At 66.0% G+C, this 19,975-nt stretch carries 25 protein-coding genes and 1 tRNA gene; 2 read left to right on the plus strand and 24 right to left on the minus strand.

The features are described 5' to 3' along the window. The first annotated feature begins 87 nt into the window (after nucleotides 1-87). Nucleotides 88-162 (plus strand) — tRNA-Val (locus tag AC5P57_RS00820). 245 nt (nucleotides 163-407) lie between these two features. Next, on the plus strand, nucleotides 408-788 hold the full coding sequence (locus AC5P57_RS00825; RefSeq protein ID WP_099553860.1) for a tautomerase family protein: 381 nt from the start codon (nucleotides 408-410) through the stop codon (nucleotides 786-788). A gap of 31 nt (nucleotides 789-819) precedes the next feature. On the opposite strand, the gene AC5P57_RS00830 is transcribed toward AC5P57_RS00825, so the two are convergent. The 24 genes from AC5P57_RS00830 to AC5P57_RS00945 form a co-directional block, all read right to left on the minus strand. Further along, nucleotides 820-1,893 carry a phage late control D family protein gene (locus AC5P57_RS00830; RefSeq protein ID WP_099497689.1) on the minus strand — a complete coding sequence of 358 codons (1,074 nt, stop codon included), beginning with the start codon at nucleotides 1,891-1,893 and terminating at the stop codon, nucleotides 820-822. Then, on the minus strand, nucleotides 1,884-2,099 hold the full coding sequence (locus AC5P57_RS00835; RefSeq protein WP_049430174.1) for a tail protein X: 216 nt from the start codon (nucleotides 2,097-2,099) through the stop codon (nucleotides 1,884-1,886). Before AC5P57_RS00835 ends, AC5P57_RS00830 begins: the two co-directional genes overlap by 10 nt. Beyond that, complete coding sequence (locus AC5P57_RS00840) at nucleotides 2,083-2,550, minus strand: phage tail protein (RefSeq protein WP_049430173.1); 468 nt, start codon at nucleotides 2,548-2,550, stop codon at nucleotides 2,083-2,085. Before AC5P57_RS00840 ends, AC5P57_RS00835 begins: the two co-directional genes overlap by 17 nt. A 2-nt stretch (nucleotides 2,551-2,552) precedes the next feature. Then, nucleotides 2,553-5,000, minus strand: a complete 2,448-nt coding sequence (locus tag AC5P57_RS00845; RefSeq protein ID WP_430542882.1) for a phage tail tape measure protein — start codon at nucleotides 4,998-5,000, stop codon at nucleotides 2,553-2,555. 120 nt (nucleotides 5,001-5,120) lie between these two features. Continuing rightward, nucleotides 5,121-5,411 carry a phage tail assembly protein gene (locus AC5P57_RS00850; RefSeq protein ID WP_262236007.1) on the minus strand — a complete coding sequence of 97 codons (291 nt, stop codon included), beginning with the start codon at nucleotides 5,409-5,411 and terminating at the stop codon, nucleotides 5,121-5,123. Nucleotides 5,412-5,491: 80 nt separating this feature from the next. Beyond that, a complete protein-coding gene (locus AC5P57_RS00855; RefSeq protein ID WP_262236009.1) occupies nucleotides 5,492-5,995 on the minus strand; it encodes a phage major tail tube protein in 504 nt (167 codons plus the stop codon). Between the two features lie 2 nt (nucleotides 5,996-5,997). After that, entirely contained in the window at nucleotides 5,998-7,200 is a 1,203-nt protein-coding gene (locus AC5P57_RS00860) for a phage tail sheath C-terminal domain-containing protein (RefSeq protein ID WP_262236011.1), read from the minus strand. Nucleotides 7,201-7,306: 106 nt separating this feature from the next. Next, nucleotides 7,307-7,966, minus strand: a complete 660-nt coding sequence (locus AC5P57_RS00865; RefSeq protein ID WP_262236012.1) for a hypothetical protein — start codon at nucleotides 7,964-7,966, stop codon at nucleotides 7,307-7,309. Nucleotide 7,967: 1 nt separating this feature from the next. Then, nucleotides 7,968-9,959, minus strand: a complete 1,992-nt coding sequence (locus AC5P57_RS00870; protein WP_262236013.1) for a tail fiber domain-containing protein — start codon at nucleotides 9,957-9,959, stop codon at nucleotides 7,968-7,970. A gap of 7 nt (nucleotides 9,960-9,966) precedes the next feature. After that, nucleotides 9,967-10,515, minus strand: coding sequence for a phage tail protein I (locus tag AC5P57_RS00875; protein ID WP_227860081.1), 549 nt, complete (start codon nucleotides 10,513-10,515; stop codon nucleotides 9,967-9,969). A 223-nt stretch (nucleotides 10,516-10,738) separates the two neighbouring features. Further along, nucleotides 10,739-11,635 carry a baseplate assembly protein gene (locus AC5P57_RS00880; RefSeq protein WP_262236014.1) on the minus strand — a complete coding sequence of 299 codons (897 nt, stop codon included), beginning with the start codon at nucleotides 11,633-11,635 and terminating at the stop codon, nucleotides 10,739-10,741. A gap of 2 nt (nucleotides 11,636-11,637) precedes the next feature. Further along, nucleotides 11,638-11,976 (minus strand): GPW/gp25 family protein, encoded by a 339-nt coding sequence (locus tag AC5P57_RS00885; RefSeq protein ID WP_005408332.1) that lies wholly within the window; start codon nucleotides 11,974-11,976, stop codon nucleotides 11,638-11,640. Between the two features lie 52 nt (nucleotides 11,977-12,028). Then, nucleotides 12,029-12,619 (minus strand): phage baseplate assembly protein V, encoded by a 591-nt coding sequence (locus tag AC5P57_RS00890; protein ID WP_262236015.1) that lies wholly within the window; start codon nucleotides 12,617-12,619, stop codon nucleotides 12,029-12,031. Continuing rightward, nucleotides 12,616-13,170, minus strand: coding sequence for a hypothetical protein (locus tag AC5P57_RS00895; RefSeq protein WP_262236016.1), 555 nt, complete (start codon nucleotides 13,168-13,170; stop codon nucleotides 12,616-12,618). The genes AC5P57_RS00890 and AC5P57_RS00895 overlap by 4 nt, the downstream gene beginning before the upstream one ends. Nucleotides 13,171-13,287: 117 nt before the next feature. Further along, a complete protein-coding gene (locus AC5P57_RS00900) occupies nucleotides 13,288-13,599 on the minus strand; it encodes a hypothetical protein (RefSeq protein WP_158230222.1) in 312 nt (103 codons plus the stop codon). Then, nucleotides 13,523-13,816 carry a hypothetical protein gene (locus AC5P57_RS00905; RefSeq protein WP_262236017.1) on the minus strand — a complete coding sequence of 98 codons (294 nt, stop codon included), beginning with the start codon at nucleotides 13,814-13,816 and terminating at the stop codon, nucleotides 13,523-13,525. Before AC5P57_RS00905 ends, AC5P57_RS00900 begins: the two co-directional genes overlap by 77 nt. Before the next feature lie 80 nt (nucleotides 13,817-13,896). Then, on the minus strand, nucleotides 13,897-14,382 hold the full coding sequence (locus tag AC5P57_RS00910; protein WP_262236019.1) for a glycoside hydrolase family 24 protein: 486 nt from the start codon (nucleotides 14,380-14,382) through the stop codon (nucleotides 13,897-13,899). Continuing rightward, entirely contained in the window at nucleotides 14,379-14,729 is a 351-nt protein-coding gene (locus AC5P57_RS00915) for a hypothetical protein (protein ID WP_043033662.1), read from the minus strand. The genes AC5P57_RS00910 and AC5P57_RS00915 overlap by 4 nt, the downstream gene beginning before the upstream one ends. Continuing rightward, nucleotides 14,726-15,154 carry a helix-turn-helix domain-containing protein gene (locus tag AC5P57_RS00920; protein ID WP_239503738.1) on the minus strand — a complete coding sequence of 143 codons (429 nt, stop codon included), beginning with the start codon at nucleotides 15,152-15,154 and terminating at the stop codon, nucleotides 14,726-14,728. The genes AC5P57_RS00915 and AC5P57_RS00920 overlap by 4 nt, the downstream gene beginning before the upstream one ends. 355 nt (nucleotides 15,155-15,509) lie before the next feature. Then, entirely contained in the window at nucleotides 15,510-15,893 is a 384-nt protein-coding gene (locus tag AC5P57_RS00925) for a hypothetical protein (protein WP_049444117.1), read from the minus strand. A gap of 152 nt (nucleotides 15,894-16,045) precedes the next feature. Then, nucleotides 16,046-16,684 carry a deoxynucleotide monophosphate kinase family protein gene (locus AC5P57_RS00930; protein ID WP_262236020.1) on the minus strand — a complete coding sequence of 213 codons (639 nt, stop codon included), beginning with the start codon at nucleotides 16,682-16,684 and terminating at the stop codon, nucleotides 16,046-16,048. A 41-nt stretch (nucleotides 16,685-16,725) separates the two neighbouring features. Beyond that, complete coding sequence (locus AC5P57_RS00935) at nucleotides 16,726-16,953, minus strand: hypothetical protein (protein ID WP_012510243.1); 228 nt, start codon at nucleotides 16,951-16,953, stop codon at nucleotides 16,726-16,728. Between the two features lie 74 nt (nucleotides 16,954-17,027). Continuing rightward, nucleotides 17,028-17,303 (minus strand): DUF7696 family protein, encoded by a 276-nt coding sequence (locus AC5P57_RS00940; protein ID WP_262236022.1) that lies wholly within the window; start codon nucleotides 17,301-17,303, stop codon nucleotides 17,028-17,030. Further along, nucleotides 17,304-19,640, minus strand: a complete 2,337-nt coding sequence (locus tag AC5P57_RS00945; protein ID WP_495219413.1) for a VapE domain-containing protein — start codon at nucleotides 19,638-19,640, stop codon at nucleotides 17,304-17,306. It lies immediately after the preceding gene. Between the last annotated feature and the right edge of the window lie 335 nt (nucleotides 19,641-19,975).

Here is a 19,975-nt window from a genome sequence, read left to right on the forward strand (position 1 = left end):
ACCCCTCGATACACCCGTGAACACGAATGTGAAAAACTGTTGACGGCCTCTGAAAAGCCCCTATAATGAGCGGCTCAGCAACACACCGGGCGGTTAGCTCAGCGGTAGAGCATTGCCTTCACACGGCAAGGGTCACAGGTTCGATCCCTGTACCGCCCACCATGTTGCAGAACGAAAGAAGCCTCCAGCAATGGGGGCTTTTTTGTTGCCTGGCCATCAGCGCGGCTTTCCGGCATCGTGCAGCGGCATCGTTGACAGCGCGACTCACCGGCTCCCGCAGCCGCGCGAAGCGCTCGCGGACGCACTTCACCGATGCGGGCAGAGGATTCCATCCATGTGCTGTTCCGTGGTTCCCGGCCGGCGTACTCTCGAGGCACTGCCATGCCCCCATTCCCTGGAGTGTCACCATGCCGCTCGCCCGCATCGATGTTCGCAAAGGTAAATCCGCCGACTACCTGCAACGCGTCGGCGAAACCATCTACCAGGCCATGCGCGCGGTGGGTGTGCCGGAAAACGACCGCTTCCAGATCTTCCAGGAACACGAGCCCGGCACGCTGATCTACGACCCCGGCTACCTGGGCGTGGACCGCACCGACGACTTCATCTGCATCCAGATCACCTGGAACGAAGGGCGTACGCTGGAGCAGAAGAAGGCGTTGTATGCGGGCATTGCCGAGGGCCTGCACGCGGCAGTGGGCATCCGTCGCGAGGATGTGTTCATCAACCTGGTGGAGGTGAAGAAGGAGAACTGGTCGTTTGGGAACGGGGTTGCGCAGTACGTGAGTTGATGCGGGAAGCGCATCCACGCATGGCCTGGATCTACACCTCGCTGCCGACCTGCTCGCCTTCGGTGACCGCGGCACTGCGGGCCGCCTTCACTGTGTCGGCACTGTTGGGTTGTTCGCACTCGATGCTGGTCACGTAGCCGTCGTGGCTGATGTTGTGCTCGGCACGCTTGACCAGCCACTGCCCGTCCACGCCATCGCGGAAGCCCTGCATCACCACCGTGGCTTCGGCCATCAACGTCTCGCGGCCGGGCAACGTATAGCTCAGCGTACGCGTCTGCCTGGCCTGTTCCTGGTGCTTGGCACGGGCTGCAGCTTCGGCGGTTTCGCGGTCGGCGTAGGCCATGCGCAGGCGCACGATCGGTTCACCGCTGCCCAGCTTCACTTCCTGGCGCGTGGCACCGCGTACATCGCGATAGTAGGCGATGGTGGTGCCGGTCTTCTCGCGCGAGACGATGCTCACCTTGTAGCCACTGCCATCGGCCGGGGTCAGGGTGACGTCGGCAATGCGCTCACCGCTGGCACTGGTGGATTCACCCCGCTTGATGAACATCAGGCGGCCGCCGCCCGGCTTGGCGATGGCGTCATGCTGCTTGGCCAGGCGCAGCAGCAGGTTCATGTCCGACTCCTGCGACTGCACCGTCAGCGGCAGCGCGATCGATGCAAGCGACCCGCTCACGGCAGCCTCCATTCCGTGTTCGCCGGCCATGCGCTGCACCATGCCGCCGATGGTCGTGCCCTTCTTCCAGGTGCGCGTCTTCTGCGTCTGCAGATCGTTCTTGCCGCCCTTGCTGGCCTCGAACGGCGCCGCGCGGGCACGCAGGGTCATGCTGCCCGGGTAGCCGGAAATCTCCACCTCGTCGCAGATGTACAGGCCCATGCGCCGCACGTCACCGTCGTAGCCGATGAAGGCTTCCAGCTCCGCGCCCGCCGGCGGCAGCTGGATCGGATCGGAAGGATCATGGTCGGCCAGCTGCAGTTCCAGCATGTCCGAGTTGTTGTCGGTCTCGTCGGTGATCCGTAGCGACTTGAAGCGCGACCTGATGGTGTCGGTGATGTCCTGGTTGTTGGCCACCACGCGGAATGCCGGTGTGATGTTCAGTCCCACAGGGCCACTCCCTTGCGCTCGTTTGCCGGGCGCTGCACATCCGGCAGGGTGATCGCCATGCCCGCGGGCAGTACCGCGCCGCGTGCGGCAAGACCCGGGTTGGCGTCGAATACCGCGCGCAGGATGGCCGGTGATTGTTCGCCATAGTGCGTGTACGCGATGCGGTCGACGACGTCGCCGTCGCGGGTGTTATACGTTCGTGCCATCGCTGTGCTTCCGCAGGGAGAGGGTGAATTCGTGCCGTTGGATTCCGGCATCGGCAGTGAAACCGGAGGCGGTGGCGTCGATCTTGTCGATGACCCACAGCCCCAGGTTCCCGCCCTTGCCGGTCAGCAACCGCTGTGGCTTGCCCTGCGCGGCCAGCTTGCGCAGCTGCGAGAGCTCATTGCCGGCACCGCGGAACGCATAGTGGATGACGCCAGGCAGCGTCATGCTGGCCTTGCCAGGCCCGGTGTACTGCAGCGCAGCCATCTGGCCGATGCGTTCCTGCGCTGCCCAGCCATACTCGTTGCTCTGCTGGATGTCCTGGAACACGGCGGTGTTGAGGCTGAACTTGAAGCCGCCCAGCATCAGCAGCACCGGAGCGTTGCCGGAATCGTTTGCTTTGAACTGCGACAGCAGCTTGTCCACTGTGCCGGTTACGAACTCGCGCTTCATGCTCAATTCCTGTCTGCAAGGCCACCACGGGCGGCAACCGCGTTGCGACGCTGCAGTTCGTCGGCGGTGCGACGTGCTACGGATTCGCTGGATTCACCTGGTTGCTGGTGGATGGTGATGTTGTTGGTCTGTTGTTGCTGCACGGTGGTGGGTGCACGTGTGGTGGGCGAGGGCATGGCCGGTGCAGTGCGTCCCTGCGCACCGCTCAGCTCAGCCATGCGCCGGTTCAAGCCATCGTTGCTGTCGGTGCCGACGGCATATGCGACCCGTGCCATGTCACCAATGCCACCACCACCGCGCGCCTTCATGCTGCTGTAGATGTTGGCGGCGCCCACTGCGGTCTGCAGCCCGTCCTCGGCAACGCCCAGTGCCTTGTCCTTGGCCGCGCCCACGCCACCACCAAGCTTGTCCATGAACCAGCCAACGCCTTCAATGACCGGCTTGAGCTTCTCCAGGATGCGGTCGAACGCAGCCGTTGCCTTCTCGCTGATCGACTCCCAGATGCTGCCGAGCGTCTCGCTGATGAAACCGGCGACGGTGCCGAGCATCTCGCCCAGCCACACCACTGTCCCCACCACGCCGCCGATGACCTGGATGACCAGCCGGAAGTTGGTCAGCAGCGCCTCGCCTACCAGTGAGCCGATCTGGCCGACGCGTGACAGTTCGTTGCCGGTGTACTGCGCCGGTTCCAGCATCTTCGACAGCCAATCCCAGGCCTGCCCGATCAGCCCGCTCATGACTTCCCAGGCAGGGCGCAGCGGTTCGACCGCGCGCATCAGCTCCCCCATCGCCGCGGTGCCTGCACCGCTGAGACCTTCCCAGACGCCGCCCAGGAACGCCTTGATCGGCTCCCAGTACTTGCGCACCAGCAGGGCGCCGGCGGTGATGGCGGCGACCGCAAGAGCGATGGGGCCACCACCGATGGCACCGACGGCGGTAGCGACGATGCGGAAGCCAGATGCCAGGCGCATGGCCATCGGCCCGAAGCGTCCCAATTGGGCCAGCAGGCTGCCGCCACGGAACAGCTCGAAGGCCTTCTGCACGGCCAGGATCGGGCCCTGCAGGAACGTCCAGGCGTAGCGGGCGCCGAGCACCGCCGTGCGCACGCCCAGCATGCCGACCACGATCTGCGTGGTGTTGGCGATCAGCTTCGGGTTTTCCTTCACAAACGAGGCGACCCCGTTCAGCAGTTCGGTGAGCTTGACCGCGGCCTCGCCCACCGCCGGCAGCAGCGCGGCACCGAAGGCCTTGGACAGGTTGTCCACGGCGATTTTGGCGCCCTCGATCTTCTGCGGGTCGGTCTGCATCGCATCGGCATAGGCTGCATCGGTGGTGCCTGCCGATCCATTCAGCGCCTTGTCGCGGACTCGAACGTAGGTGTCCCAGTTCTCGACCATCGGCTGGACGAAGTTCTTCGCCTGCGCATCGCCGAACAGTGCGCCGATCTTCTTCTGGTCGCCCGCGGTGGCCTGGATGATTCCCTGCATTGCAGCATCGAAGGGATTGCCGCCGTCGGTCTGTGCGTCAGCGATGATCCTGCGCAGGTCCAGATTGAGGCTCTTCTTTGCCTTGTTCTGCAGCTCCGGCGACAGGACGGACGACATGAAGTTCTTCATGTTGCTGGCGGCCTTGTCGGCGCCGCCGGCCGAGTCCAGCGTGGCCTGCAGGGCGGCGCCGAGGGTCGCGGCCGCCGAGGTGCCCCGCAGCTTCATCGCTTCGAACGACGAGCCCAGGGTAGGCAGCACTTCAGCCATGTCCTTCAGGCCCAGGCCGCCCTGCCGGCTGTTGACGACCAGAACATCCAGCGCGTTCTGCATGCGCGACGGATCGATATCGAACGACTGCTGCAGGGCGGCTGCGGCCTGGGCCACATCATCGATGCTGGCGCCGGTGACGGTGGTGGTCCGCCCGACCGCGCCCAGGCTGGCCTGGGCCGATTGCGCATCCATGCCGGCGTCGATCATCAGCCTGATCGAGCGCTGCAGCGCGTCGGCGCCCTGGTTGGTCGCACGCGACTGTTCCAGGATGGCCTGCCCCAAGGCACTCACCTGGGCCCGGCTGAGGTTGGCGGCCACGCCGATCTGCTGGTTCTGGCGGGCGAAGCCGGAGGCGTTCTCCACCGGCTTGGCCAGCGCGGTAACGGCCATGCCAAGCGCACCACGTGCCTCGCCGAATGCCGAGCCGAGCTTCTCGCGCTTCTCCAGATTGGCAGTGCGCTTTGCCTCGATGCTCTCCAGTGCCTCCTGCGAGGCACGCAATGCGTCGACCTGGGCACGCATGCGAGCGTATTCCTTGCTCGTTGTGTTCAGACGGGCAAGCCTGCGGTCCAGCAGTGTCATCTCGGTGCCGATGCGCTTGATGCCATCATTGGCGAAGGACAATGCGTCCTTCAGCGATTTGGACACCGAGCCGCCGATCGTGATCGTTGTCGTTTGAACGTTATTGGCCATGTACCGGCAACCCCTGAATCCACCAGATGAACTTCGACACCCGCAGCGTCATGATCTCGCGCAGGCCCCAGCCGGTATGTCCGGCCAGGGCAAGCACTCCCTGCCTGATCTGCGGCAGGGTCAGGTGGTAAAAAGCGCCACGCCTGCCTGCAGCCGGGCGTAGTCGCGCAGCGGCATCTTGCGCACGTCGTTCGGCGAGATCTCGCACAGGTTGGCGATCATCCGCACCTCACGCTGGGCGTCGCTGCCCTTGTCGTCCTGGTAGCGCTCCATGTCTTCCACGGTCGGTTCACGCATGCGCAGCACGGCGGTCTCCATGCCGTTGACCTGGCGCGGGCGGGTGAGGGTGATCTCGGCAAAGCCATCGCGCTCGATGACGGTGTCGGTGGGGGTCTTGGTCTTGCTGGACATGAAGGCGTTCCTGGAATGCGATGCGGTGCGATGGATGCGGGGGCGCGAGGCGCCCCCGGGTTCTTCGGTGCGGCGTGGGCTCAGATGCCCAGCGCGCCGCGGATGCCGGCCAGGACGTCGACGCCACCCTGGCGGGCGATCATGTTGACCACGTCGATCTCCTGCACGACCTGGGCGCCATGGGTCAGCTTGTAGTAACTCAGCGCCAGGCTGACCTTGATCGTGCCCTTCTCTCCGACCTTGGTTTCACCACGGTCCAGCAGCTTCACCTTGCCGCGCATGTTGTGCACGACCTGGGTCACTTCGCCGTCGTCGCCTTCCAGCGCTTCGCGGGCGGTGAAGCCATACTCCTTGCTCTCGATGACGTGGAACTTGGTCATGATCTCCGCGTCGTCCGAGGCGAACTCGACATCAGCAGTGAGCTTTTCATGGCCGAGCACGATCTCGGTCGGGGCCAGCATGCCGCCGGCCTGGAAGTCCTCGGTCTTCAGCGACAGCTTGGGGGCGGTGAAGGACATCACGCTGCCGGCATAACCCTTGCCGTCGACGTAGAAGTTGAAGTTCTTGCGGATCTTGCGCGCCATGCTTAGAAGATCTCCGAGACGTAGTTGTTGTTCATGTGCATGCGGAAGGTCAGCTGCTCACCCGGGTAGGTCGGGGTGAAGTCGAAGTCCCAGTAGAAGCGGCCCTGGGCCACGCTGTCCGCTGCGTTCAGTTCGGGGTCGATCCAGCAGTTGCCGCCGAGGATCGCGCCCTGGGTTTTCAGGCCACGCAGGAAGGCATTGACGCCCTCGCGCACGTCATCGACGTAGGTCTTGCTGATGCCGCGATCGACGGCCCACAGGTGGGCGGCTTCCAGGCTGTCGGCGATGATGTCGGCGGTGCGCACCACGCACAGGAACTGCCACTTCGGGTCGATGCTGGTGGTGCGGTTGCCCCACAGGCGGAAGCCCCCTTCGCGGATGACCGTCGCCACGTTGGCCTGGTTCAGCAGGTTGGCGCGGCTGGTGGCATCGGACAGGCCGAAGTCGATCGCACGCGCGGTACCGACCACGCCGTTGAGTTCCAGGTTCGACGGCGACGCCCACCAGCCGCGCTCGTTGTCGCTGCGGGCGATGGCACCGGCCGCGGCACCGGAGGCATAGCGGGTGACGATGGCATCACCGGACTGCACCAGCAGTGCCGGGTCGACCACGTAGACACGCTTGGAGCCGGTCAGGGCGGCGGTGGACTTGGCAGCGTCGTCGTTGCTGTTCGGGCCATCCTTGATGATCACTGCGCGCAGCTTGTCGGCAATGCCGAGCAGTTCCGCTACGACCGGGTTGGCCAGCACGGCCTCCGGCTTGGCCGGGTCGGTGGGGTGCACATGGGTGAAGCCGGGTGCGACCAGGATGCGCGGCTTGACGCCGACGATGGACTTGGCGGCCAGCAGTGCATGCACGCCTTCGTAGGCGCCGGTCTGGGCGTTCACGCCGCCCAGCACGTTGGCCAGGGTGGCGCTTTCATTGGCGCCCTTCTCGACGCGGATGACGACGACCACGGCACTGGACTGGTCGAAGATCGCGTCGAGCGCACCGGGCAGGGTGCCAGCATCGGTGCCAGTGGTGGCCGACAGCTTGGCGGCCTGCGACGGCGAGGTCACCAGGACGGGCGTGTTGATGGGGAACGCTTCGGTGTCGGCCAGCGGTGCGGTGCCGACGATGCCGATCACGCTGCTGGAGGCGATGGCAATCGAGCGGGCACCGGTATCGATGTTGACGACCTGTACGCCATGGAGAAATTCGGTCATTCGGGGTTCTTCCTCGGTGTGGGTGTGTGCCGGCTTGTGCAGGCGACGGGGTAATGTTCGGAGAATGTGGTTGTCGGGATAATTGCAGCGGTGGCCCGCTGATCGATCAGACCCAGCCGGAGGCGCTGACTCTGGCGCTGAAGGTTGAAACCTGGGCGATACCCCCGGCACGGCGCAGCGCGACGGAAATGCTGACGCTGTCTGATTCGTAGCTGGCCGACTTGGCAGGGACGCTGATCGACACGCCTGCCGATGGTGCCGCAGATGCCGGAACGAACGAGGGAGCACTGGTGCTGAAAGAGGCTTTCGCGGGCGTGGAACCGGTGATCTGCACTTCGTACTCGGAAACGCTTGCACCTGCCGGAAGCCACTGGCCCGACGCTGCTACTGAGCTGCCTCCATTGCCGCCACCGGCGACGCCTGTGCGGATGGCATAGGTGCCGTCGGCATACATCAGGATCGAGACGGTTGCCGACACGGAGCCGGTGGAGTTGGTCTTGGCGCCATTGCTTGCCGAGTAGCCCTTGCCATGGAACGGTAGCCTGTAGGTGGCGCTGCTGCGGGCCGCCCACAGGTTGGATACGTCCATGCCGTTGATGCGATGGCCTACGTCCGCACGTTTGCTGCCGTACTGGATGTGCGCGTAGCGGCGGCTCAGGTCGGTGCCGCCGATACGGCGGCCCGAATCCTGTGCAAGTGGACCTTCGACGTACGGATCGAACAGGTCGTCAAAGTCGACACCGGAAGAGCGATATCCGCTGGGCATGTCAGCGCTCCGCTTTCAGTGCGCGCACTTCGGCGGCCAGCTCCTGGATGGCCTTGGCCATCACCGGCAGCAGCTGGTCGAGCTTGACCGATGCCACGCGCTCGCCCTGGAACTCGACACCTTCCAGGTCGACCGCTTCCGGCACCAGTTCGGCCAGCTGCTCGGCGACGAAGAACAGGCGGCGACGACCGTCGTCGTTGTACTCAGGCTTGTAGTGGCCGGCTGCCAGTTCCATCTGTTCGACAGCCGCCAGGCCGTAGGGGAGCGTGCCTTCGATGTTCTTCAGCTTGCGCGAAGAGCCAACGTCGTAGCCTCCCGTGGCAGATACGCTGCCGATGAAGGCATGGCCAGTGAACCCATTCTCCGCTGAGTATTGAATCCGATTGCCATCACCCCAGCCTACGTATCCCATGCGTGTTCCATCCGCGCGATGGAACGCGACGTAGCCAGCGAGTGCATCGGTACCGGCGTTGGTTCGAACGCAGCCGCCCGCGCTGATAACCGAGCCTGCTGCGGTGAGGGTTTCATTGAAGGAGGCGGGACCGATCACGGAAACGGAGGAGCCGCGCAGCTCAAGTGGTGCGAAGGCATTCTCGGCCGGATTCACTGATTGGAGCACGGTGTTTCCCGCCCCATTGCTGATGAATCGGATCAGATTGTGTCCCGCAGCTGCCTGGGCATACAGATAGGCATTGATGCGCAGTGCACCAGACACCGTGTCGCCGGCTTTGCTTATCTTGCTTGCCGGATCGAAGTTGCCGCTGGTCCAAATCGTGCCGCCCGCATTCAGCGTTGCGCCATAGCCGCCAGCGGAGTTGGAAAAAGTGAAATTCGGTCCGTTCTTGAAAATGTAGGAACTGGCATCGCCAAGTACCAGGACGCCGTCGTTCGCCACTCCGGCCCAGCCATAAGAGCGAAGCGAGTTTCCATTCACAGCAACGTGACCACTGAAGATTCCGCCGGTCTTGTCCATCTTCGTGTCAGGCGAAAAGTTGCCTGCGTGCCACATCGCCGAGCCGTTCCAGCGCGGCACGTCATTGTGTGCGATGGTCAGTTCGCCTGCGGCGGTCCGGCCGGCATTCCATGACCTCCAGGTCGACTTGCCCTCCCAGGCCCCGATGTACGCGGTTTCCGCGCCGTACTTGCCGAAGCCAAGAAGCGGGTATGTGCCCCCAATGAACTGCTGGTCGCGGAAGTCATTGCGCGACAGGTTGGCTTTTTCGTTGATCGCGTCCTGCAGCCCGGTCACATCAGCAATCACATGCTTGTGGCCCACGGTGGCGAAGTCACCGGCCAGGGCGAACTCGGAGGCGTGCTTACCGTCCAGGGTGTCGGCGTCCAGGCCGTTGCCATGCCCGGTGTCCTTCAGTGCGGCACTCTTCAGCTCCAGCGCCGTGCGGGCCGCGCTGGTGTTCGCCGCAGACAGCAGTGTCTTCGCCAGCGCAGTCGGGGCGCTGGTGCCGAAGCGCTTGTCGGTGTAAGCGCGCACGCCACGCGGGGTAACTGCGCGCTGGGTGTCGGTCGCATCTTCGGCTTCGGTGCTGGTGGCCAGCTCGACCACGCCGACGACCTCGGTGGTGGCCGGAGGATAGAGGAAGCCGGCATCGCCGAACTGGATCTGCGTCGTGTCGATCCCGCTGAAGCGGGTATCGGTGGCCAGCAGCAGCATCGACGCGGCCGACTTCTCCATGATCGGATCGGCCTGGCCGTAGCTGGCGAACAGGGTGCCGTCGGCCAGGTACAGGCCGAAGCCGCGCAGCGTGTAGGAGGTGGCGCTGTCGTCGCGGATGGTGACGTGCACGGTGTCATCGCCCACCGCCTGGCCGCCGAAGGTGGCGACGCGCTTGATCTCACCGGGCAGCGCGGTGAGCCCCGCGGAAGGCACGAAGGCGGTCGAGGTCAGGCCGATCTGGGTGATCAGCACGGCGTTGGTGCCGGTGTTCGGCGGATTGACCAGCTTGGCGAAGCCGGCATCGGTGATTTTCAAGCGCATGCGGGGGTTACTCTCCGATCAGTTGAAGGCGGCGGAAGGCCGTGGCGTGGGCGGCTGCAAGTGCGCCGACGGCGGCGTCGGCCTGCATGCCCTGGGTAAAGGTGAAATGCGAGCGCACCGGCTTGGTCCGGGTGATTTCGCCGATGACGTCCTCGACGAACATCGCCGTGGCGGACTGGCCATCCTGGTTGGCGATGGTCATCACCGCTTCGAAGGTGTGCGGCGCGCCCTTGGGCTGCAGCTGCCACCACTCGCGGATCAGCACCGAGCCGCCGAAGGCGGCCACCACGTCGCGCACGCTGCCGGCGGTGCCCTTGCGTCGCTGGATGGCGATGGCCGTACGCACCCGGGCGCGCTTCACGGCTTCGGGCCAGTAGGCCTTCCATTCGTCCACCGACAGCGCCCAGGCCAGCCAGGGCAGCAGTGCGGTCGGACAGCGGTCGGCGTCCCACAGCGCGGTGATGTCCACCGGCAACGGACGCGCAACGATGGCGCGGGCAAGCGCGCGCTCGGCGTGGGTGGCGTTGGCGGGCAGCAGGTTAGCCGCCGAGGGCACCACCACCTGGGCGTCACCATCGATGACCTCGCCGGGCGCCGGTGCAGCGGCCAGGGTGACCCTGCTGCCGTCGATGACGGCGCCCTGCAGCAGCTGCCGCCCCTGCGCATCGGTGCGGTATACCGCCTGCAGGCTCGCCAGCGCGCCGCCGGGGTGGCGGAAGGTGCGGTTGCGGCCATCGATCGCGCCGCGCAGGCGCGCGTTGATCAGGCGCGTGCTCGGCTCATTCATCGGTGCCGCCGTGGGTCAGGGTCACGCCGGTGCAGTGCGTGGCCTGGGTTCGGTCCACCACCACATCTGCAGCCGGACGGACGATCTCCACGCGCTGCACGCCCTCGGCATGCAATGCGGCGAACAACCCCGAACGGGTGACATCGCGGCCGAGACGATGTGACTCGCTGATGTAGCGGTCCAGGCGGGTGCGTGCTTCGGCAAGCACGACCTGTGAATCCGGGCCGGCAAAGGTGAACAGCGTGGCGTCGACCGTGTAGTTGACGATCGTGGCCGGCTTCACCAGCACGTGGTCGGTCAGCGGTCGCACGTCATCCGCGCTCAGCTTCGCCTCGACGATGTCGAGCAGGCCCTGGGTGGCGGTTCCATCCGCTTCGCGCGACAGCACCGAGACCACCACTTCGCCGGGGGCAGGACTGGTCGCACTGGCGTCGAGCACGCGCGGGTCCGCGCTCAGCGCATGGAATACATAGGCACCTTCCGGCCCTGCCACGCTGAATCCTTCCGGACCCAGCTGGATGCGGCGGCGGAAGTCCTCATCGCTTTCATATCGAGGAGGAATGCCCTCCTGCGGTTTGCCCGGGTCGAGCACCTGGCGGACGACGCCGAAGATCGCGGCGAGGTGGTCCAGGTCGCTGCCACCGGCATACGCCAGCATCACGCCACGCGCGGCGTCGTTGACGCGCTGGCGATCGAGCAGGCGCAGGTAGGTGCAGACCTCCAGGATCTTGAAGGCCGGGTCCGACGGCAGCAGCGCGTCGAAAGTGGGATCCAGGGCCTGCAGTGCGGTCAGCGATTCATCGAACATGGCTTCGAAATCGAGCACTTCGATGACCGCCGGTGCAGGCAGCTGGGACAGATTGACACTGGTGAACGAGCCGGATGCCACGGTTAGCGAACCTCGATTCCTTCGATGGTGATGGCCTCGCCGTCCGGCAGGTGGATCCCGGTCACTGCCAGGATCATCACGCCGGGGGCGGGGAGGGAGACGTCGACGTTCTCGACGTGGAGACGCGGTTCCCATCGCGCCAGCGCGTCGACGGTGGCCGCGATCAGGTCCATGCGCAGCGAGCGGTTGGTCGGCGCATCGATCAGTTCAAACACGCGTGAACCGTATTCGCGGCGCAGTACGCGGGAGCCAAGGGGCGTGGTGAGGATGTCACGCACGGACTGGTGGAGATGGGCGAGCCCATCCAGTGATTTGCCGGTGTTGGCGTCGATTCCTCGCATGGCCTCTATCGTCGTGGAGTGCGGGTTTTCAGGGCATTGCAGGCGTGGCCGCTCAGGCCTGGGCCGGCGTGGTCGGGGCGGTTGGGCCCTGTGCGGTGTGCTTGTGTGCCTTCAGACCGATGGCGCCAGCCTTGATCTCGCCCGGTGTGCTGATGTCCTTGCCAGCGCTGATCGCGCCGCTGACAACCAGATCGCCGGTCGCCTTGATCGACGGCGTATCGAGCACGATCGATTCGCTGGCGATCACCTGTGCATGCGCGCAGGTGACGATGACCTTGCCGCTGCCGACATGGACGTTGAGCGTGGTGGTTTCCTGGTCGTATTCGACGCTGCTGCCGTCGGCGAACTCGGTGCGTTGCCGCAGGCGCGAGTCGGCCGGCGGCGGAAAGCGGTCCTGGTACAGGCTGCCGAGTACCAGTGCCTGGCCGGGGTCGCCGTAGGGGCACGCCAGCACGACCTGCTCGCCCGGTTCGGGCGCGCACCAGCTGCGCATGCCTGGTCCGGCGCGGCGCTCCAGCCAGGGAATCCAGTCGGTAAGCATGCCGTCGGCATCGACGCGAACGCGCCCGTTCGCTTCGTCCAGCTCGCGTACCACACCGATCATCAGCAGGTTGCCGATCAACCGCGCGTGTTCGGCGCTCATCGTGCGCGCTCCGGCAACGGCAGGTAGCGGGACTCATGGGCGCGGCCGATCTCCGGCGCGAAGCTGTAGGACGCCTGCGGCACCACGCCACCGGCGTCGTCCCACGGGTTGTCGCCCAGTGCGATCGGCAGCGACCACTCGACGATCCAGGTGCGCAGGCCCGGCTGTGCTGCCGCTGGGTCTTCGGGCAATGCCGCGATCACATCGATCGCGCCGCTGGCAACGCCGGGAAAGCGGCCGAGCTGGTGCAGCCAGGTCGCGAGGGCGAGGGCCGCGTTGCGCAGCTGAAGCGCGGCGGTTGCATCGGTTGCCGGCAGCGCAATGCGTGCTTCGAAGCGCAACGTGGCCTGCAGAAGGCCACTGCCATCATTGTTTTCCCTGCTGCGGTCACAGCGGGCCATCGCCAGCAGGCAGGCCGGCAGGGGCATCCCCTCAGCGCTGGCGTCGCGATGGAATTCAACGCTTGCAAACCCCGGAAAGCGTGCGCGGATTGCGGCTTCGATCGCAGCAACCAGTGGATCGAGCGTGGGAGGGAAGGGATCGTTCGCCATGTCAGCTCATGCAGGGAAGGGAAGAAGGGCGTGGCCTGTGCGGCGCGCGCGGTCTGCAGCCAGTGTTGCCATCACCGCAGTGGGGTGGCATTGCAGGCGTGGCCGTATCCGGCAGGCTCAGTGCGCGGGAGTGGCGCTGCTGCTGCAGTCGGCAGGTGCTGCCGGCGCGGCGCCATTGATGGTGATGCCGCGCTGGTTGCCGAGGCTGCACAGCAGCGCACTCAGCTGGTCGGCCAGCGCGTGGTACTGCTGTGCGACGGCAACGTGATTGCGCAGCAGCGCGTCATCGCTGGCCGCGTGCAGGTCCGGCAGGCGGGAAGGGGGAAGCAGCTGGGCAGGTGCGATGCTGAGATCAGCGCGGCAGGGCGTGGCCGGCGTTGGCCTCGCGCCAGATGCGCACGAACTCAGCGTCAGCGTCGCCGCGATCACGACCAGGAGTCTTGGCATGGGTCTCGATGTCCCGTTGCAGGGTGTTGAACTGTTCGGTGCGCCGGGCCTGCTGGGCCAGGCGCTGTGATTCGGCCTGCGCGCCTGCGGCGCTGTTGGCGAGGGCCTTCTGGTGCGCGCGCTGGGCTGCATCGGTGCGGGCCGCCTGCTGCGCTGCCCGGGTGGTGGCAGCGGCAAGGTCCGCGCTGCGGTCGCGCAAGGTCCATCCCAGCCAGGCGCAGCTCGCGTGGCTGCCGGCAAGGACCAGCAGTCCGATGCCCAGCTTCAGTGCCCCGGGTGTCACTGCAGGGCTCCGCCGGCGGCACGGTAGGCCGCGCGTAGCGTTTCCAGTGCGTGCTCCTTCTGCCCGTAGCCGGCGCCTGGCAGCGACGCCCAGATGCGTCGTGCCGCGGTGACGGCGGCATCGAAGCGTCCCAGCCGGATCAGCTCGTAGGCACCGCATTGTTTCAACAGGGCGACCGCCGCCCGGTCCTGCGAGACCGGGCCGAAGTCGGGCAGGCCCAGGCCTGCGCGCAGGTCGTCCCAGGTGCTGCGCAGGAACTGGTAGCGGCCGGCGGCGCTGGATTTGATGCCATAGCGCGGCAGCGACACCAGCATGCGGGGATGGTCGCGGTAGTCGGTGAACAGCTGGCCGCCGACGATGACGTCGTAGCCGTGGTCACGTGAGCGCTGGCCCGGAATGTCGGTGCCTTCGGACACGGCCAGCATGTCCAGGAACGCAGCGACGTTGGTGCCACCGAGGGCGCTGGCGGCGGCGACGGTCATGCGGCCGCTCCTGGTTGCTTGCGAACCAGGGCCAGCAGGGCGTCTATCTGTACGCTCTGCTGGGCGATCTGTGCACGCAGGGCGCTGACCTCACCGCGCAGCTGCCCGATCTCCTGGGCCATTGCCTCGCGTTCGTGCATCAGTCCATCGGCGCGTGTACGTTCGGCCGCGAGTTGTTCCTGCAGGGTGCGCAGGGTGTTGCTGGTGGCTTCGTCAGCGGTGCGGTCGACCTTGGCCGACGACAGCCACTGGCGCAACCACAACGACACCGCGATCAGCACGCCCGAGGTCCCGCCCAGGTACTTGGCCCAATCCGGCACGCCCGCCAGCAGGTCGCTCTCGTTCATGCGCGTGCGTACCCCTTGAGCAGGGCCGGATGGACCGCCGGTGGCAGCGCGGTGCGCGCACCGCGCAGGGCGCGCTTGATGGTGGTCTGTGAGACGCCGAACTCACGCGCGACATGCTCGCGCGGCATGCCGCTGGCGACCGCGCGGGCGATCTGCTCACGGCGTTCGTGCGCGCCGGCGGCGAAGCAGGATGCCAGGAACAACAGTTCGCCGCCGAAGTGCGCGACCAGCCGCCGGGCGGCGTCGTGGCCAAGGATGTCGATCAGCCGATGCTGGTCGGGCAGGGTGGAGGGGACGTAGACGATGACGCGGTGACGGCCGGTGGTGCTGGAGGTGGTCGGCGGCCACGCACGCACCAGCGTAAGGGCTGCGGATTCGCCGATGACCTCGGCCAGGGTCTGGATACTGTCGGGCAGGGCGTTCATGGAGGATGTCTTCAGTGGCATTGATCTCCACTGTTGCCATCCCGCCTGTCCAGTCAACACCTTTCATCTACTTTTATATCGGTGCGCTGAAGACGTTCAGTGGTGCGCGAGGACGGGTGAGGAGCACGACACGCCTGCTTGCAGTGCGCCGTATCCGCTTGCACCGACCGCTGGTGTTTTCCTGTAGATCCGTACTCGCTGTCCTCACCTGGCAGGAACAGAGGCAGATCAAGGGGATGGGGCAGGTACAGGGTGAGGACGGCCCCCCGCCGCATGGCCTCATGCGCCGTGTACTGGCCGGAAACAAAAAAGCCCCGGACGATGCCGGGGCTTCAGGACTGCAGGAGGCGCTGGATCAAAGATCGAATACCAGGTTGCCGCCGGTCTTGCGGGGGATGTACCCGGCGTCGCGCAGCCAGCGTGCCGCGTTGACCTGGTCCATGCGCTTGACCGGGAAGCGGTTGGCGAACATCAGGAAGCGCGCCACGGTGATCGACTCGCCCTTGCCCTTCAGGGCCGCGAGGGTTTCGACGAACCATGGCGCGGGCGGTTGCTGGTTGCCCGGGCGGGCCACGGTACGCGCCTGCTGGGCGCTGCCAGCGCCTGCCCGGGCAGTGGCCAGCGTGCACAGCGAGATGAAGATCGCATCCAGGCTCACGTTGTCCTTGCTGCCCTTGGGCTGGGACTTGAACAACTCGATGGCCTTCAGGCGCGTCGACGTGAACTGTTCGACCTCCATGGCGTTTCCTCTTTGCGAAATGGGTTGGGGATGCAGGGTGACGACAGGTGTCGTCGGTGATGGGGGATGACCTTACATCATTTTCGCCGATGATGGGTCGTGGCCTGCGGTGGGTTCAGCGGATGGGGCGGGTAGCGGGTCCTGATTACGGATCAGATCACACCGCGTGCAAGCAGCTGGTCCAGCGATCTGCGGACCAGATCGGCCGGGGTACCGTCGTTGTCGACTTCGATGTCGACCAGTTCATGCGGCAGCGGCTGCTCGCTGGCATGAGGGTCGCTGCTGCAATGGCCCGGGCGGTTGACGCGGATCACGACACCACCACGACGCCGGATCGCGCGGGCCTCATTGGCGAAGCGGACGTCGGGTACCAGCCCGCCCTCGGGCAGGCGTGCGAACAGCGAGCGTACCCACAGTTCGGGATGGACGCGGTCACGCCCCCATTCGGTACCGGCGGCCTGCATCAGGTGGCGCGGGGTGAGTTCGGCCAGCCAGTCGATGGCGTCCTCCTTGCGGCGGTCCAGTTCGTGCAGGGAGAGCCCAAGGAGAGAGGCGACGAACTGCCGCAGTGGGGCCGCGAAGCTGTCGCGTGGCAGCGCCAACGCCGATGCGAGCCCATTGGCGAGTGTGTCCTTGCCCGAGCGCTTGCTGCCGGCGATGCCGATGTAGAGCGGTACACGTGCGCGCGGCGCCGGCCGCAGGGCGATGCTGCCCAGTGCAGGGCCGGCACGGAACGCGGCCAGTGTGTCGGCAATCATGCGATGACCGCTGTCGAGGGAGGCGGGAATCATGCGGAATCTACTCCTGGAGAAATGCGGCAGGTGCCGGAGGATCAGGAATCGCGGCCGGCGAGGCTGCGGGCGCGGAGGATGCGCTGGGTGATGCGACCACCCCGGGCCGCCGCGGCGATCGGGTCAAAGCACAGCATGGCGGTGCGGGTACGTCGGCCGGCAGCAAGGTGGTCGCGGATGGTCCGCTCGGACAGCACCGGTACCCGCTGATGGATCTGCTGCACGGTCAGCTGCTCACCTTCGAAGGCATGCAGTCGGGGATGAGGCATGGCGGAAGCGCTCCTGGAAGGTGGCGGGCCGATACAGCCATCTTGCCTCTGTAGATGGTCTCCGTCAACACCTTTCATCTACTTTCATCGTGACGTGGTCGGCCGGACGGGCTGGCGGTCCACAGCCGCAATGCCGCTGCTGCCAGGCGCTCGCGCTCAACCGCGCCGCGTGCCGCCAGGACACCCTCGAGATACTGCTGGCGATGTCGGCGCGGACTGACCGCCGTCCAGCGCCCGTCGTTGCCCATGCGCCGGTAGCCGTCCAGTTGCAGCAGGCGACGTGCTTCGCAGTGCAGGCGCCAGTCGTCGCTGCTGCTGTCAACGTCGCGACCATCATGGATGCGTGGCATCTAGAACGGGCCTGCCGCATGCTCGGCGAGACTGCGTCTGCGCTCTGGCATCAGCCAGACCTTGGCACGCTCCTTGCCCACCACGCGGGTGCGTACGCCATGGCGTTTGACCACGTAGGCGGCGGCCTCGTTCACCTCGCGACGGTTGGGCTTGTCGATGCCCACCGCGATGACGATCTCGGTGGCGCGGTAATGCGCGCTCCAGTGCTCGGCAGGGAGCGACCAGTCGAAATGGCGATCGATCAGTTCGGCGATCGGCGAGATGGGTTCGTGTTGGCTGTTGGTGGCATTCAGCGCATCCAGTTCCTCGGCACTCAAGTGCCAGGTCTCGCCCCCGCAGTACAACGCATGGGCCTCTGCCCAGACCTGCTGCATGTCGATCCGCGCCGGTTCGCCCAACGCTACGGCATGCACGGTCCACCAGCGGGTGTTGCCGGTGGCATCGCGCAGGAAGCGTTCGTCGTTGACACTGGCAAACAGGATGGTGCGCCGTGCATAGCGGGATTCGGTGCGCGCGTAGGGGCGGCGGATCTCGTCATGGCTGCGCGAGATGAATGATTTCAGCGCGGCGATATCGGTACGGCGGAAGGTGGCATCGACTTCGCCCAGTTCGACGATCCACTTGGAGATGACCTGCTTGACGCTGTCCTTGTTGGCCGGATCGAGCACGACCCCGTCAGCGATCAGTTGCAGCTCCGCCGGCGCCAGTTGCCGTGCCCAGCGCGTCTTGCCCAGGTTCTGTTTCGAGACGAACGTCAGCACGCCACGCGCGACCACGCCATCGGGCTCAAAGGCGGCCGCCACGCCGGAAATCAGCCAGCGCCGCATCAGGACCTCCTTCAGCACGCGGCCGTCGGCCATGCGCGTGGGCTGGGCTTCCTGCACGGTGTCGAAGAACGCCTGCAGGCGGGTCTGGCCATCCCACGGCCGTGAGGTGATCCAGCTGGCGACGGGATTGTAGGGATTGGCTTCGGCCACCTGGCACAGGTTGGTCTCGAAGCTGGCGGTGGCCATGCCGGCGCGGTGCATGCAATCCATCACTTCGCCAGCCGCGACCTCCTTGGCGTTGTCCACGGTCGTCTGCAGCCCAGGGACCAGGATTTCCAGATCCTTGCGGATGACGTTGTAGCGCACGGTCACACCGGTACGGCGGCACAGCTCGGCCAGGTTGCGGGCCGTTGGCAACGGCCGCCCGCGCGCGCTGGTGTCGGGAAACGGGGTGAAGGCATCGAATGCGGACAGGTTGCCAGGCACCTGGTAGCGCGCGCTGGCCGATGACGGCGCATCGTCCCGCACCACGTCGTCGCCTGCCGCGGGCGGCGCGGGAGGCAACAGCTGGATACGCACGGCGTCCAGCCCTTCACGCAGATGCAGGTCGTTGAAGTCGGTAGGACGGTCATCATCGCCATGCAGCGCAGCGAACTCGGGCCAGACCACGCGGGCATCGATGTCTGCAGCGGTCCGCGTGGCCAGAGTGACGCCAGGGTTGTCCAGTGGCTGCCGCGTCCACTGATCGTTGTCGGCACATAGCACGAACGACGCGTCCGGCATGGCGCCGCGCCAGGCCTGGCCGACCGGGCCGAGGTTGCCCGCATCCCAAGCCACTACCACACACCAGCCAGTGGCCTGGTGGATGGATTCGGCCGTGGCGTAACCTTCTGCAATGGCGATCGGCTGGCCGGGAACCGGCTTGCCGATGACATGGAAGCAGCCCTGCTTGCGGCCGCCGGAAAGAAAGTCCTTGTCGCGTCCGAGTGCCGGATCCATGCGTGGAAAGATCGCCTGCAGCGAGACAATCCGGCCCGCACTGTTCATCACCGGTACCAGCAAGGCATTGTCGATGTGGCGGAAGACCAGCCCATCGCTGTTGCGCACCGGCCATGGCGCCACACGCAGGCCATGTGCATGGATGCCCTTGCGTATGAGATAGGGATGGTGGGCATCCGCGGGAATGGCGCGGTTCCACAGCACATTGGCCACCTTGGCGGCGGCGTCCTCGCGCTCGCGCTGATCCCGTTCGCGCGCGCTGCGGGCCGCCTCCTGGCGTTGCCGGATGGCACGCTGCTCGCCGGCGCTCAACGCGGTCGGCGATTTCGCGCACCAGGCATGGCGGATGCCGGTCCGCCAGCTGCCGAACTCGCCGGCCGGCACGTGGTCGCCAAACAACACCGCCCAACCATTGCGTGTGCCACGACGGTCGCCTTCCACATGGAAGCGCACCAGCGTGCCATCGGCGTTGAGCGCGTCGCGGCCGCGCGCGTCCGGCACGATACCGTGCGCGTGCATGGCCTGCAGGAACGCGGGAACGATGTCCTGCGTGGGATGCGGTGTGTGCATTCGACGGGGCCCCTGGGAACGTGGATCGGTCCACGGCGGCCGATGGTGGCCAACGTGCTGTGCAGTACCTGGCGTGCGCAGGCCACGCAGCGGCCGACCGACGCAGTGTGGTCAGGATGTGATGGGAGGTGGTGACACGGTCATGGTGTCGGAATGAGTGTTCAATTGCAACACCTTCCAGCACCTTGCATCCCCGGTCGCGAACAGGCTGCCCGGTACTCGTTGGATCTGTGATGACGATCCGCAGATTGCTGTGGTCGCGCCGGTGCGTCGCAGTTGGCGAGAACCGGTTTTCGGATGATGCGATCGCCGTCAGCGACGGCCCTTTGTTTCTC

The sequence above is a fragment of the Stenotrophomonas sp. YJH_SMC_79 genome (assembly GCF_059367995.1).